Source organism: Tenacibaculum caenipelagi (genome assembly GCF_004363005.1).
Taxonomy (GTDB): Bacteria; Bacteroidota; Bacteroidia; order Flavobacteriales; family Flavobacteriaceae; genus Polaribacter; species Polaribacter caenipelagi.
Window position 1 is genome coordinate 380,675 of record NZ_SNYH01000004.1, and the last position, 13,609, is coordinate 394,283.

Annotated in this window: 16 protein-coding genes; 9 read left to right on the forward strand and 7 right to left on the reverse strand. The window is 29.3% G+C overall.

What is annotated here, in order from left to right:
• The first annotated feature begins 10 nt into the window (after positions 1-10).
• From DFQ07_RS10630 to DFQ07_RS10640, 3 genes are all read left to right on the forward strand, one after another.
• A complete protein-coding gene (locus tag DFQ07_RS10630) occupies positions 11-808 on the forward strand; it encodes a carboxypeptidase-like regulatory domain-containing protein (RefSeq protein ID WP_133536632.1) in 798 nt (265 codons plus the stop codon).
• A gap of 30 nt (positions 809-838) precedes the next feature.
• Positions 839-1,330, forward strand: a complete 492-nt coding sequence (locus DFQ07_RS10635; protein ID WP_133536634.1) for a DUF6702 family protein — start codon at positions 839-841, stop codon at positions 1,328-1,330.
• Positions 1,331-1,399: 69 nt separating this feature from the next.
• On the forward strand, positions 1,400-3,628 hold the full coding sequence (locus DFQ07_RS10640; RefSeq protein WP_133536636.1) for a M1 family metallopeptidase: 2,229 nt from the start codon (positions 1,400-1,402) through the stop codon (positions 3,626-3,628).
• A gap of 68 nt (positions 3,629-3,696) precedes the next feature.
• Here DFQ07_RS10640 and DFQ07_RS10645 read toward each other — a convergent pair whose 3' ends face one another.
• Together DFQ07_RS10645 and DFQ07_RS10650 are read right to left on the reverse strand one after the other, a co-directional pair.
• Positions 3,697-4,131: a hypothetical protein gene (locus tag DFQ07_RS10645; RefSeq protein WP_133536638.1), complete on the reverse strand. Its 435-nt coding sequence runs from the start codon at positions 4,129-4,131 to the stop codon at positions 3,697-3,699.
• Positions 4,132-4,292: 161 nt separating this feature from the next.
• Entirely contained in the window at positions 4,293-5,177 is an 885-nt protein-coding gene (locus DFQ07_RS10650) for a hypothetical protein (protein ID WP_133536640.1), read from the reverse strand.
• 143 nt (positions 5,178-5,320) lie between these two features.
• Here DFQ07_RS10650 and DFQ07_RS10655 point away from each other — a divergent pair, with 143 nt between their 5' ends.
• On the forward strand, positions 5,321-7,015 hold the full coding sequence (locus tag DFQ07_RS10655; RefSeq protein WP_133536642.1) for an AraC family transcriptional regulator: 1,695 nt from the start codon (positions 5,321-5,323) through the stop codon (positions 7,013-7,015).
• 27 nt (positions 7,016-7,042) lie between these two features.
• Here DFQ07_RS10655 and DFQ07_RS10660 read toward each other — a convergent pair whose 3' ends face one another.
• On the reverse strand, positions 7,043-7,225 hold the full coding sequence (locus DFQ07_RS10660) for a hypothetical protein (protein ID WP_133536644.1): 183 nt from the start codon (positions 7,223-7,225) through the stop codon (positions 7,043-7,045).
• Between the two features lie 281 nt (positions 7,226-7,506).
• Between DFQ07_RS10660 and DFQ07_RS15605 the strand changes: the two genes are divergently transcribed.
• Genes DFQ07_RS15605 through DFQ07_RS10670 form a run of 3 tightly spaced genes read left to right on the forward strand, consistent with a single transcriptional unit; the run spans position 7,507 to position 8,118 of the window.
• Complete coding sequence (locus DFQ07_RS15605) at positions 7,507-7,677, forward strand: hypothetical protein (protein WP_166627769.1); 171 nt, start codon at positions 7,507-7,509, stop codon at positions 7,675-7,677.
• 28 nt (positions 7,678-7,705) lie between these two features.
• Positions 7,706-7,912, forward strand: a complete 207-nt coding sequence (locus DFQ07_RS10665) for a hypothetical protein (protein WP_133536646.1) — start codon at positions 7,706-7,708, stop codon at positions 7,910-7,912.
• A 26-nt stretch (positions 7,913-7,938) separates the two neighbouring features.
• Positions 7,939-8,118: a hypothetical protein gene (locus DFQ07_RS10670; protein ID WP_133536647.1), complete on the forward strand. Its 180-nt coding sequence runs from the start codon at positions 7,939-7,941 to the stop codon at positions 8,116-8,118.
• A 60-nt stretch (positions 8,119-8,178) separates the two neighbouring features.
• Here the strand turns inward: DFQ07_RS10670 and lon are convergent, their stop codons facing one another.
• Positions 8,179-10,635, reverse strand: coding sequence for an endopeptidase La (lon, locus tag DFQ07_RS10675; protein ID WP_133536649.1), 2,457 nt, complete (start codon positions 10,633-10,635; stop codon positions 8,179-8,181).
• 228 nt (positions 10,636-10,863) lie between these two features.
• Here lon and DFQ07_RS10680 point away from each other — a divergent pair, with 228 nt between their 5' ends.
• Together DFQ07_RS10680 and DFQ07_RS10685 are read left to right on the forward strand one after the other, a co-directional pair.
• On the forward strand, positions 10,864-11,550 hold the full coding sequence (locus DFQ07_RS10680; RefSeq protein ID WP_133536651.1) for a tetratricopeptide repeat protein: 687 nt from the start codon (positions 10,864-10,866) through the stop codon (positions 11,548-11,550).
• Positions 11,550-12,083 carry a YfiT family bacillithiol transferase gene (locus DFQ07_RS10685; RefSeq protein ID WP_133536653.1) on the forward strand — a complete coding sequence of 178 codons (534 nt, stop codon included), beginning with the start codon at positions 11,550-11,552 and terminating at the stop codon, positions 12,081-12,083. Before DFQ07_RS10680 ends, DFQ07_RS10685 begins: the two co-directional genes overlap by 1 nt.
• A gap of 115 nt (positions 12,084-12,198) precedes the next feature.
• Here the strand turns inward: DFQ07_RS10685 and DFQ07_RS10690 are convergent, their stop codons facing one another.
• From DFQ07_RS10690 to DFQ07_RS10700, 3 genes are all read right to left on the reverse strand, one after another.
• Positions 12,199-12,528, reverse strand: coding sequence for a cupin domain-containing protein (locus tag DFQ07_RS10690; protein WP_133536655.1), 330 nt, complete (start codon positions 12,526-12,528; stop codon positions 12,199-12,201).
• Between the two features lie 161 nt (positions 12,529-12,689).
• Complete coding sequence (locus DFQ07_RS10695) at positions 12,690-12,926, reverse strand: hypothetical protein (RefSeq protein WP_133536657.1); 237 nt, start codon at positions 12,924-12,926, stop codon at positions 12,690-12,692.
• A gap of 98 nt (positions 12,927-13,024) precedes the next feature.
• A complete protein-coding gene (locus DFQ07_RS10700) occupies positions 13,025-13,585 on the reverse strand; it encodes a helix-turn-helix domain-containing protein (protein WP_133536659.1) in 561 nt (186 codons plus the stop codon).
• Between the last annotated feature and the right edge of the window lie 24 nt (positions 13,586-13,609).

Below are 13,609 nucleotides of genomic sequence, written 5' to 3' on the forward strand. Positions count from 1 at the left end.
TAGTTTTATCATGAAAAAAGTTTTGCTTGTTTTTGTTTTTTTATCACACATCGCATTCTCTCAGGAAGAACGAAGAACGTTATTTGGAATTGTTTATGATGAAAACGGCGTGTTAGAAAATGTGCATATTGTTAATTTTTCTACTAATCAAGCTACATTTTCTAATGAAGATGGAGAATATAGAATTTTTGCAAAACCCAACGACTCTATCAGGTTCACATCAATTGGATATAAAACTATTTATGAAACACTAACCAAAGAAGATTTTAACACCTATAGAAAAAGAACCACCTTAGAAAGACAAGACTATGAATTAGAGGAAATTTCAATACGAAATAATGAGCTTTCAGGAGACCTTACTAAAGACTTAAAAAAGGTAAAACGCGATAAAATGCAAGATATAGTTACTAATGCTACTGATTTTTCCAATGTAAATTATGATAATTATACTTCAGATGATCATATAAGTAAACATGTAAAACCAAACCTTGTTAAAGTTGACCCAACCACAAGTTTTGAAGGTATGGGCACAAAAAATGCTTTACCTTTTAAAGAATCAGAAAATCTATGGAAACTTCGTAAAGAACTGGCATTTAAAGAAAATTTACCTGCAAAATTGTTAAACGAACTAGGAGAAGACTTCTTTTTTGTAGAGTTAAAAATCCCTGTAGAAAAATACTATAGTTTTCTTGAATATTGTAACCCATTAGGGATTGAAAAGCTCTACCAAGAAAATGAAGTGTTAAAAGTGATTAAAATCTTAAGAAAAGAACATTACGGTTATCTTAAACTTATAAAAAAACAGTAAATTGGCTCAGTTTTTGAACTAATTCTATTCATGAAAAAAGTTATTATTTTTCTTATAACCTTCACTTTATTATCATTTACAACACATAAATACTATGTTGCTTTAACTGAAATTGAATATAGAGAAGATACTCGAAGCATTCAGATAATTATGAATGTATTTATGGATGATATTGAAGTAGCTCTTAATAGTGATTATAATATAGATTTACAGTTAGACACAAAGAATGAACATAAAAATACTAATGTCTATTTTTTAAAGTATTTAAAAGAACACTTTAAACTAACAGTTAACAACGACTATGTTGATTACAAATTCATTGGTAAAGAATACGATGGAAATATTGTTTACTTTTATTTAGAGATAGAAAACATATCGATACCGACATCTATTCAAGTTGAAAACGACATTCTAGTTAAATATTTTCCTGATCAACAAAACCTTATCAAAGCTACAGTAAAAAATAAACGCAAAAGTTTGTTCTTATCTAAAAAAAATGATAAAGGTTTGTTAAATTTTTAACACACTCTCTTTTTTACCAACAAGATTTCATTAACTTTCCGCATATTTTTCAAAATTAACAAACAAAAGATGAGAAAATACTCTACACTATTATTTTCAGCCCTTTTTGTTTCAGCATCATTATTTGCACAAGAAGCACCAAAAAAAGAGCCACAAAAAGGTCATATCGATCAAAACAAATTCCGTCAATTAAAAGACTTTTTAGCTACTCCTAACGATCAACGTACAGCTTCAGGAGCTCCTGGTCATGCATACACACAACAAAAAGTTGATTATGTAATGAACATTCAATTGGATGAGGCTACTAATAAGATTTATGGAGAAGAAAATATTACATACCACAATAATTCTAAAGACAATTTAGAATATTTATGGTTGCAATTAGATCAAAACATGCGTGCTCCTGACTCTAAAACTCCTTTAGCGGAGTCTAAAGGCACAAACGGTTTTCAAACACCTGAAAAATTTGTATCAGATAATATAGGAAAACCTAAGGATTTTGGTTTTAAAATTGAATCTGTAAAGTACGCTGATGGTAGAGATTTATCACATACTATTAACCGTACCATGATGCGAATTAACTTACCAAAGCCGTTAGCTCCTGGTGAAGTTTTTAAATTCAATATTAAATGGAATTATTTGATTAACAACTCCGTTAAAGATGGTGGTCGTTCTGGTTTTGAATTATTCCCTGATGGAAATAAAAACTATACAATTGCTCAATTCTTTCCAAGGTTATGTGTATATAACAATGTAGAAGGTTGGCAAAATATGCAATTTTGGGGACGCAGTGAATGGGCTCTTGAGTTTGGTGACTACGATGTAAAAATTACTGTTCCTGCTGATCATATTTTAGATGCTACAGGTGAATTACAAAACGAAAAACAAGTACTTAGTAAAGAACAACGCAACCGTTGGGAAAAAGCTAGAGAATCATACAAAAACCCTGTTTTTATTGTTACTCAAAAAGAAGCTGAAGAAAACGAAAAAGCAGGAACGACTAAGACTAAAACTTGGCATTTTAAAGCTAACCAAGTACGTGATTTTGCTTTTGCTTCTTCAAGAAAATATATCTGGGATGCTATGGCTGTGAATATTAATGGTAAAACAGTTATGGCAGTATCTTTATATCCGAAAGAAGGAAATCCTTTATGGGAAGAGCATTCTACCAGAGTTGTAGCAAATACCTTAGAAGAATACTCAAAATTAACATTTGATTATCCATATTCAAAAGCTATTTCAGTACATGCAAAAGATCAAGGTATGGAGTACCCAATGATTTGTTTCAATTATGGACGTCCAAACCCTGATGGATCGTACTCTGATAGAGTTAAAAACGGAATGATTGGGGTAATTACACATGAAGTTGGTCATAACTTCTTCCCTATGATTGTAAATTCTGATGAACGTCAATGGACATGGATGGACGAAGGTTTAAACTCTTTTGTTGAAACTTTAGCTGAATTGGATTATGATCCGAACTTTAATACTGGTAATTTACCAAAAGACATCGTTCGTTATATGAGTTTAGATCAAAATAGACTTAGTCCTATTATGTCACAAGGTGATTACGTACACAATTTTGGTCCAAATGCTTATACAAAACCTGCTGCTGGTTTATACATGTTACGTCATACAATTATGGGGCCTGAATTATTCGATTATGCTTTCAGAACCTATTCTAAAAGATGGATGTTTAAACACCCTACCCCTGCTGATTTTTTCAGAACTATGGAAGATGCATCTGGAATGGATTTAGATTGGTTTTGGAGAGGATGGTTTTATACTACCGATTATAATGATATAGGTATTAAAGAAGTAAAACCTTTATACTTAACAAACAAACCAGATGAAAAAACAAAGGAGTTACAAGAACAATACCCTGCTTATTTTGCTCGCTTAGGGAAATTAGTTTACTTAACTACAAATAAAGAAGAAGCTAATGATAGTGATGTAAAATCATACATCAATGGATTATCAGCTGAAGAAAAAGCTAGTTTGAATGAAATTCCTAAGTATATGTATCAAGTAGAGTTTGAAAAACCAGGAGGATTGGTTTTACCTATTATTGTAGAGCTTACTTATGCTGATGGAACAAAGAAACGTGAAACTTTTCCTGCTCAGATATGGAAAAAAAATGACAACAAAGTTTATAGAGTATTTACATCATCAAAAGAAATTAAGAGTATTGTAGTTGACCCTGATTTAGAAACTGCAGATATTGATACTTCTAACAACAGTTGGCCAAAACAAACCACTAATAAGTTTGATGCTTTTAAAAGCAAAGCTAAAAACTAAATAGAATTTATCTTAAATATAAAAAAGCAGCTTAAAAGCTGCTTTTTTGTTTTCTTAACTTATTGTAATTATTTATTGAATAACTTATTTACATCATTAAATGTAAGTAATTTAGAAACCGTCATTACATCTGGATCTCTACTTACGTATTGTTGAATTTGTAATAAAGTAACTCCTTCTTCTTTTGTGTATTTAAGCCAAACTACTTCTCCGTTTGCTTTTATTTTAAACGGATCTCTAGGGCTTTCTTCAAATCCTTTAGCAATTATTTGATATAGTTTTTCAATATCATTATCAAGGTTTTTAAATGAAAAGTGAACATATTCATGTATTGGGTCATTTATGTTTTTATAATAAAAATTATAGGCTTGATCACCTATTTTTTCTAAATAAACATATTCAATTTTACCTGTAATTTCTGTTCTTGTAGTTTCAATAAATTCAATTTGTGAATACGATACAGCAGAAAACATAAGCGCTGTTATAAAAAGGAATTTCTTCATAAAATTTAAGGGTTTAGTTTGATATTGTTTTTAATTATAACTAAAACAACAACGCTGTTTAATTGTAAAAAGTATTTTATAGTTATATTCTTTCTCAAAAAAATTACAACTATAAAAAGAATATTAAAAAAAAGAGCTTTTATTACTTTGAAAGACAGGAATTATTCAGTGAATCCTCCTGTGCTTATTTTAATATTATCTAGCCAAATTTCGAAAGGATTAGTACCTTTTTGTGACCAACCTCCAAAACTAATTTCTTTTATAGGCAGATTAGAATAATGTCTATTAAATACCCCTTTTGCATTTACATATACTTTTCCATCAATTTCAATATAATACTCTCCGTCTGCTACTTCATTTTCTTTTGTCGTTCCTGAATTAAACTTCAGTCGAAATTTAAAGTGATGCCAATCGGTACCCCAATAATCTGAAGCCCAATATTCATTTTGAGGTGTTTCTACCAATGCTGTATTAAAAGAACGTCCAATTAAATTTGGCTCTTTACCATCTAACCGAATTATATTTTGTGTGTCATTTTGTTTTTCAGTACCATCTCCAAAACTAACTGAATAGAGCGCACCGTTATCAATACCTGTGTAATCTAAACCAAATGTAGTGTTAGCATATCCTCCATCAACAGATTTCGAACCAAAAACTTTCACGAATTTCATACCGAACTTACTTTCTGAAGGCATTTTTGCCCAAAAATCTATTGCTATATCAGTTATATTTTGTGAAGAAGGTAAAGTATAATTAAGCCAAAAATAAGACTCACCTATTGGAATAGGGTAATTTACTTTTAATGCTAAATTTGTAAAACTACCAACTTCTGAAATATCACTTTCTTCAAAAGAATATGAGGCTCCTTTTTGAGCTCCTATTCTCCAGTTATTAGGTACGGTACCATCATTAAAGTTCATTTCATTTATAACTGTACTTGTAGATATGTCAATTTCTAAATCATCATTTTTGTTATTTTCACTACAGCTAAAAACTATAACTAAAAGCAATCCTATAAGAGCAATTTTGGGGTTAAGAATATTCATTAATCTTAAATTTTAATAAAAAATAAATGTAATAAGATATTTTCTTTTTTAATAATATCTTCATCTTGTATATAATTAAAGCATCTAAATATTTTTTTTATACTTTGCAGTTCTAATTAATTTTTTAATTCCTCTAAAAAATCATGTTGAAACAATTTTCGTTTATCTTTCTAATGGTTTTTGCTTACACTTTATGTCATTCTCAAACAAAAAATAAATATGAAGAGAATGAACTAGAAAGGTTTAAAAAAAAGTTTTATTTAAATAGAAAAATAGGCGTAGATAGTTCTTTATATTATATGGATAAACTATCTCTAAGCGATAACATTCCCTATAAGACATTTGCTTACGCTGCAATTGAGTACCTTAAAACAAGAGAGAAACAACCTGTTGATGTTAGTTTTTATAAAAACACTGTTGAGAGTTTCTTGCTTAAAATTCCTGAAACAAAGCAAAATTATTCTATACTTTTTGATATATATATTCTGCTAGGAAATACAAACAAAAGAAGAAACTTAATTACACCTGCTTTAAACTATTACTTAAAAGCGGAAAATTACGCACTACAGTCTGATGATATAGAGCGAATGATTAAGATTAAAGGAAATATAGCATTAATATATCAAGATATGGACGAGCTTGAAAAGGCTCTCTTAAAAAGTAAGGAAACATTAGCTCTTTTAGAAGAAAAAAAAGAGGTTCTTGGAGAAAAATATCTCACTCAAAAATATAAAACAGAATTAAACCTTGGAGCTATTTATACGACTTTATATAAGAAAGACACTTTAAATAATAAATTTATAGACTCTGCATTAACTCATTACACCAAGCTACTAAAAAACAAAGACTTAAACAATGAAAACTATTATACTGCCAGAGTTTATTATAGTTTAGGAACAGCCTATACCTTAAAAAAAGAATATAATGAAGCTAATATGTATCTCGATAAAAGTTTAGCTCTTTTTAAAAAAGTAAATTCTCAATCATACCTCTATAAGGCTAATTATAATTCGGGGTATAATCATTTTATGTCTAATAATTATAATAAAGCTAAAAAACATTTTCTTCGTGCCCTTAGCTTCAAAAAGGATACCCTGCTAGATTATAATTATATCAATATTCAAAATTATTTATCGGAAATTTATTCTCAACAGAAAATAATTGACTCGGCAAATTACTTTTTAAAAAGCTTTTTAAAAGCTTATAGAAAAATGTCTACTAAAGAAAGACAACAGTTTAAAGAAGCTTATAAAATTGATAAAGAAACTGACTTTGAAAAGAAAATTCATAAATTGAATAAACAGAAGTACCTATACAGTTTTTTAATTTCGATCCTAATTCTAATATTAATTATTGCAGGTATTTTTATTATAAAAAATAAAAGAGAAAAGAATAAAGCAAAAAATAAACTAAACGAATTATTAGCAAAACACTCAAATTCAGAAAACAATTTAAATACACCTAATAAACTAAAAATAAATGATGAACAACACCAACAAATTATTGATGGTTTATTTAAAATAGAGAAGAATCATTATTATTTAAAAGAAGATTTTAACCTATACAATGCTGCTAAGAAAATAGGCACCAATACAACATACCTCTCTAATGTCATTAAAAAGTATAAAAAAATGAGTTTTAATGACTATACAAATGAATTACGGATTAATTACATTGCTAAACTGTTGACTGACGATAAAAAGATTAGATCATATACAACTCAAGCCATAGCGGAAATTGCTGGGTATAAAAATGCCAAATCTTTTACTCGCATTTTCAAGAAATATACAGGAATAACTCCTTATCAATTTATAGAAAAAATTAATAAGGAATTATAAAACTTCATTAAAATCCCACTAAGTTTACTACAAACATAATGGGTTTTTATAAGGTAACATAGTTATCGGGTCTATGATTATTGGTAAGCAATTTTCTTCTCCATCTGTATCAGGACCACCATCTAACCTTGTTCCTTTTGCTAATATTTTAGATTTTTCTTCTCGGGTTAATTTATACTTCTTTAATGACTCAATAGATAGATATTTCATAAGTTTAAATTTTTAGTTAGGTAAAATTATCTTTTTTAACTCTTGTTTACTCACATATACTCCTTAACTCTTTTAAAAACATGTAAAAAACTAAAAAACAATAAGTTAACTACTGAATTGTAGTGGTATTTTTTTTAAATAATCCCACCCTTTTTCTTAAATAATGACTTCCTCTTCTTCTTTTCTGCTATCAAATGCTCAATATTTGTGTGGAATAATTCAAAAAATGCGGAACCTGAAAAGCATGTAAAAGAGTAAGGAAAATTAAAAATTAATTAACCATGTTAAAATCAATTTCAAACTTAGGAAACGTTTTGAATAAATCAGAACAAAGGACTATTAATGGAGGTCAAATTACTTGTCCTAGAGGTCAAGTACTAAAATGCAACTGGTTGGGATGCTGGTGTGAAGCAGAATATGTTGAAGAACTTCCTAAGGACTTTGATCACTAAAATTATTAACAACTAACATCAAAGAATCATGTTAAAATCAATATCAAATTTAGGAAATGTTTTAAACAAAGTGGAACAGAAAAGTATTAACGGAGGAGGTCCTGGAGATCCTAAATGGTGTAATAATTCTGATAATTGGGGACCAAACCCTACTGCATGTCTTAGAGGACAAGAACGTGTTTATGATCCTTCTTTAGGTTACTGCGTTTGTAAAGGTAAAGTTGCTGAAATGTAATAATAACTATTTAAAAACAATAAACTATGTTAAAATCAATTTCAAATTTAGGAAATGTTTTAAACAAAACAGAACAAAGAGAAATTAATGGAGGTTTAATACAATGTCCTGACCATACAAGATATGTGTGTATAGGCATACCTCCTATGGTATCATGTTGGTGTCAACCATTTGCTCTTCCTGGTGATGAAATAGCTACTAGATAATAGAAGTAACTTGTTAAAATATAAAGCCACTTATTAAAAAATAAGTGGCTTTTTTATAAACTAAACTAGTTTCTTAGCATTTTTAACTTTTTGCTTGGTAAGTGCTATATCGATTACCTCACTCATGTCTGTTACATAATGAAAAGTCAATCCTTTTAAGTAACTTTCTTTAATTTCTTCAATATCCTTTCTATTATCGGCACAAAGAATTATCTCTTTAATATTTGCTCGTTTTGCTGCTAATATTTTTTCTTTTATCCCTCCAACAGGTAATACTTTTCCTCGTAGTGTAATTTCACCAGTCATTGCTAGTTTATTTTTCACTCTACGCTGTGTAAATACCGATACTAATGACGTTAACATTGTAATACCAGCACTTGGTCCATCTTTAGGAGTAGCTCCTTCCGGAACGTGAATATGTACGTCATATTTATCTAACACTTCAGGGTTAATTCCAAACTCTTCTGCATTCGACTTAATATATTTTATTGCAATAGTTGAAGACTCTTTCATTACCGTACCTAAATTACCTGTAATAGAAAGATTTCCCTTTCCTTTAGATAAAATAGATTCGATAAATAATATATCTCCCCCTACGCTAGTCCAAGCTAAACCTGTAACTACCCCTGCAACATCATTATTTTCATATTTATCACGTTCTAAACGAGCAGGACCTAAAATAGTTTCAATATCCTCATCAGTCAAAACAACATTATACTCCTCTTCCATCGCGATAGACTTTGCAGCGAAACGAACCACTTTCGCTACTTGTTTTTCTAAACCACGAACTCCTGATTCTCGAGTGTATCCTTCAACTATTCTTTCTATTTGCTTTTTACCAACAGTTAAATGTTCTTTTGACAATCCGTGTTCTTTTAACTGCTTAGGGAATAAGTACTTCTTTGCTATTTCAACTTTTTCTTCAATAGTATATCCCGTTACATTGATAATTTCCATACGATCTCGTAATGCCCATGGAATTTCACCAATATTGTTTGCTGTAGCTATAAATAACACTTTAGAAAGATCGTAACCTACTTCTAAATAATTATCATAAAAGTGTGTATTTTGTTCAGGATCTAGTACTTCTAACATTGCTGAAGAAGGGTCTCCTTGATGACTTTGCCCTAACTTATCAATTTCATCTAATACAAAAACTGGATTTGATGTACCCGCCTTTTTTATATTCTGAATTAAGCGCCCTGGCATTGCTCCTATATACGTCTTTCTGTGTCCTCGTATTTCTGCTTCGTCACGTAAACCACCTAATGACATACGTACATATTTACGACCTAATGCTTCTGCTACCGATTTACCCAACGATGTTTTACCAACACCTGGAGGTCCGTATAAACAGATAATAGGTGACTTCATATCTCCACGTAATTTTAAAACAGCTAAGTGTTCAATAATACGTTCCTTTACTTTTTCTAATCCAAAATGATCTCTATCTAAAATTTTCTGAGCTCTTTTTAAATCAAATTTATCCTTAGAATACTCGTTCCAAGGTAACTCCAACATTAATTCTAAATAGTTACGTTGCACCCCATATTCTGCCATTTGAGGGTTCATACGCTTCAATCTACTCAACTCTTTTTCAAAAGTTTCTCCAACTTCTTTACTCCATTTTTTCGACTGAGCCTTTGTTCGCATCTCATCTAGCTCTTGCTCATGAGAAACACCTCCTAATTCATCTTGAATTGTTTTTAATTGCTGATGCAAGTAATACTCACGTTGCTGTTTATCTAAATCAGATCGTGTTTTAGATTGAATATCATTACGCAATTGTAACTTCTGAAGTTCTTTATCTAAATTTTTTAGTGTTAAAAGCGCTCGCTCTTTTAAATTATCTTTTTCTAATAATACTTGCTTTTGCGCTACACTCAACTCCATATTTGAAGAAATAAAATTCACCAAAAATGAGCTAGATTGAATATTTTTAATTGCGAAAGATGCTTCAGAAGGAAGCATTGGGTTCTCCTTAATTACCTCTAAAGCTAGCTCTTTAATTGAATCTATAATTGCATCAAATTCTTTTTGATCGTCAACATCACGCTCGTCAATAGCTTCATGAACTTTAGCTTTTAGGTAAGGTTCTTCTTGTATTATCTTTTCAATTTCAAAACGCTTTTTCCCTTGAATAATCACTGTTGTGTTACCATCAGGCATTTTTAGTACACGCAAAATCTGTGCTACTACACCAGTTTGATAAATATCATCAATAGTTGGATCTTCGACATCGGTGTCTTTTTGTGCTACAACCCCAACAACTTTATCTCCTTTATTAGCGTCTTTGATTAACTGAATAGATTTGTCTCTTCCTGCTGTAATAGGAATTACAACACCTGGAAACAATACTGTATTGCGCAATGGAAGAATTGGTAACTCTTCTGGAATGCTTTCATTATTTATTAACTCTTCGTCTTCTGGTGTTAATAATGGAATTAACTCTGAATCTTCATTAAAAACGTCTTGAAGCGACAAATTGTCTAAATGAATTATTTTTGATTTGCTCATATCTTATATATTCTGTCATAGTGGCATTATTTATTATGCTAAAAAATAAAAACCTCTATTAAAACCCTGTTAATTACTGGTAAACAATTAAATAAACTTACTTTAATACTTACCCCTATTCTATTGTTCAATTCTTATGCCAATAAAAACTATAACCAACTTAAATTGTAACTATTTTTGTTGTTAGTCGTCATATAAATAACTTGTTAAACAAAAACTAACTATAAAATGAAAACCAAACTCTTATTTCTTTCCTTTATTGTATTAATTTTCAGCTGTACTTCTAATAAAAATTCAGTCGATTTTATAGAGAAAGCAACAGGACGTTATTACTTTAATGCTGATGAAATTATAGAAGTTACTTTTAATGATAATCATAAACTACTCTTAAAATGGCGTGACCAAGATTTGGAACCTTTAAAGGTTAATGATTCTACCTTTTATGTGCGTGAGTTAAATGAAAAACTTATATTTAATTCAGATAAAAACAATATAGAATTAGCTGAAAAACGTGAACATGAAGGGGAAAAGTATATTTTTGAAAAATTGAAAAAAGGCGAAAAACTACCTAGCGAATATTTAGCTGAAGGTAATTTTGAAGCTGCTTTAGAAGGTTACAAAGCTATTAAAGAAAAAGATAGTTTAACTCCTGTAATTATGGAGAGAAACTTGAATAAATTAGGCTATCAATATCTTAGAAATAAAGAGTACAAAAATGCTATTAATGTTTTTAAGATCAATATCGAATTATATCCGAATAGCTCAAATACTTACGATAGTACAGGTGATGCTTATGCAAGAATGAAAGACACAGCAAACGCTATTGAATATTATAAAAAAGCATTAGCTATAAACCCTGAAAATAGAAGTTCTAAACGTGCTTTAGAGAAACTTACTTCTAAAGATGAAGAATAATGAACAAATTAAAATATCCTATAGGAAAACCTAATATTCCTGCTGAAATATCTTCTGAATTACTTGCAGAGTGGATCGATACCTTAGAGCATTTTCCTGAGAAATTAAAGAGTCTTGTTAAAGATCTATCTGAAGAACAACTAGATACTCCCTACAGAGAAAATGGTTGGACTATTAGACAAGTAATACATCATTGTGCCGATAGTCACCATAATTCTTACATACGTTTTAAATGGACACTCACTGAAGATAAGCCTGTTATCAAAGTGTATTTTGAAGATCGTTGGGCAGAGTTATTCGATTCTAAAACAGCTCCTATTCAATTTTCTTTAGATGCTCTAAAGGCTTTACATGCTAAATGGGTTTATTTATTAAAAGGCTTAAGTGAAGAAGATTTACATAAATCTTTTATTCACCCAGACGGAAATGAAGAAGTGAAATTAAAAAACAATATTGGTATTTATGCATGGCATTGCAACCACCATTATGCTCATATTGAGCAGTTATTAATCAAAAAGAACTGGTATAAATAGTACTAAACATAGAGAATAATCTACATCCTATTCTTTTTTATAGAAGAAATTAAATAACTGTGCTGATAATAAAATAAGGATTATAAAACATTTTTAACAATGCTAAATCTTATAACTATTTTTTTAAAATAATAGAAAGCATTTTAAATCTTTGATGAGCTTTAATTACACTAACTGTATTCCCAGGTATAATCATAGAGTCTCCATTTTTTAAATAAGTAAATACTTTATCAACCAATACTTCTGCTTCTCCTTCTATAACTTGAATAAATGTTGAATAAGTAGTTGGTTTTGGTTTGTAAACTTTACCATAATCTAAAGCCAATACTATAATGTCATTTGTTTCCTCATATTCTATATGTTTAATGACTACCGTATTTGAAACATAGTGTAACTTGTCTTTAATATTATAACTTATTAGCTTTGTAAATTCGTTATTTTTCACAGTATAAAGATTAAAAATTAGGACATAAGTTACACAAAACAATAAGTAGTTTGTTATATAAAACCTATTTTAAGTTACATATATTACAGGTTTACTACAAAGAACCGTTTAACTTTTAAACGGTTCTTTGTAGTAATTAATTTTTACTTTAAAAATTAGTTTTATATAGTAGCTTGATAATTAGCTCTCAAAATACCTATAACCTCACTACGATTTTTATCGAGTTTAGTTTCTAATCTTTTAAATAAATCTGTTTCTTTTCCTGTTTCAAATTTCACATCTTCTTCCGTTAATTTAGGGTATTTAACCTTTAATGCCTTAGACTGTTTACTCCAATCTCCACTAAATTTAAAAAACTCATTTGACTTATTCTGCTCTCCTTTATTCTTAATTTCCATGATTGTATAATTTTAAATAATGCTTATTTGCATTCATACAAAGATGATAATTAATAAAACTATATCTATTACACAACTAAACCCAAACCTTACATAAATCACAGGTTTTCAAGGTTTTTTCTTCTTTTTTCTCCTGTTTTTTTAAAATAAGAAGGAGAATGTCCTGTAACTTTTTTAAACTGATTTGATAGGTGAGCAACACTACTGTAATGTAATCTGTAAGAAATTTCTGTAAGATTTAACTCATTATAAAGTATAAGTTCTTTTGCTTTTTCTATTTTATGTTTTATAATAAAGTGTTGAATTGTAATTCCTTTTACTTCTGAAAACAAATTGGATAAATATGTATAATCATATCCTAATTTTTCACTAATAAAATCAGAGTAATTAACTTTAGGTACTTCTTCTGAATAGTGTATCATTTCAATAATGATATTTTTTATTTTATCTATCAGAATACTTTTTTTATCGTCTAATAGCTCTAAACCTGAGGCTGCTAAGTTAGATTTTAATTGTTCTTTTTGTTCATTAGTAAGATTTTCTTGGATTTCAATCAAACCAAGTTCAATATTGGTATAATGTAGTCCAAGCTTTTGCAACTCTTGTTTGACCATTAGTTTGCACCTTAAACTCACCATATATTTTACATATAGTTTCATTGTGATTCGTTAGTAAATACTTGA

Excerpts from the sequence above, each read along its gene's own strand:
- DFQ07_RS10630 (WP_133536632.1), top strand. The coding sequence starts at position 11 with ATGAAAAAAGTTTTGCTTGTTTTTGTTTTTTTATCACACATCGCATTC.
- DFQ07_RS10635 (WP_133536634.1), top strand. The coding sequence starts at position 839 with ATGAAAAAAGTTATTATTTTTCTTATAACCTTCACTTTATTATCATTT.
- DFQ07_RS10640 (WP_133536636.1), top strand. The coding sequence starts at position 1,400 with ATGAGAAAATACTCTACACTATTATTTTCAGCCCTTTTTGTTTCAGCA.
- DFQ07_RS10645 (WP_133536638.1), bottom strand. The coding sequence starts at position 4,131 with ATGAAGAAATTCCTTTTTATAACAGCGCTTATGTTTTCTGCTGTATCG.
- DFQ07_RS10650 (WP_133536640.1), bottom strand. The coding sequence starts at position 5,177 with ATGAATATTCTTAACCCCAAAATTGCTCTTATAGGATTGCTTTTAGTT.
- DFQ07_RS10655 (WP_133536642.1), top strand. The coding sequence starts at position 5,321 with ATGTTGAAACAATTTTCGTTTATCTTTCTAATGGTTTTTGCTTACACT.
- DFQ07_RS10660 (WP_133536644.1), bottom strand. The coding sequence starts at position 7,225 with ATGAAATATCTATCTATTGAGTCATTAAAGAAGTATAAATTAACCCGA.
- DFQ07_RS15605 (WP_166627769.1), top strand. The coding sequence starts at position 7,507 with ATGTTAAAATCAATTTCAAACTTAGGAAACGTTTTGAATAAATCAGAA.
- DFQ07_RS10665 (WP_133536646.1), top strand. The coding sequence starts at position 7,706 with ATGTTAAAATCAATATCAAATTTAGGAAATGTTTTAAACAAAGTGGAA.
- DFQ07_RS10670 (WP_133536647.1), top strand. The coding sequence starts at position 7,939 with ATGTTAAAATCAATTTCAAATTTAGGAAATGTTTTAAACAAAACAGAA.
- lon (WP_133536649.1), bottom strand. The coding sequence starts at position 10,635 with ATGAGCAAATCAAAAATAATTCATTTAGACAATTTGTCGCTTCAAGAC.
- DFQ07_RS10680 (WP_133536651.1), top strand. The coding sequence starts at position 10,864 with ATGAAAACCAAACTCTTATTTCTTTCCTTTATTGTATTAATTTTCAGC.
- DFQ07_RS10685 (WP_133536653.1), top strand. The coding sequence starts at position 11,550 with ATGAACAAATTAAAATATCCTATAGGAAAACCTAATATTCCTGCTGAA.
- DFQ07_RS10695 (WP_133536657.1), bottom strand. The coding sequence starts at position 12,926 with ATGGAAATTAAGAATAAAGGAGAGCAGAATAAGTCAAATGAGTTTTTT.
- DFQ07_RS10700 (WP_133536659.1), bottom strand. The coding sequence starts at position 13,585 with ATGAAACTATATGTAAAATATATGGTGAGTTTAAGGTGCAAACTAATG.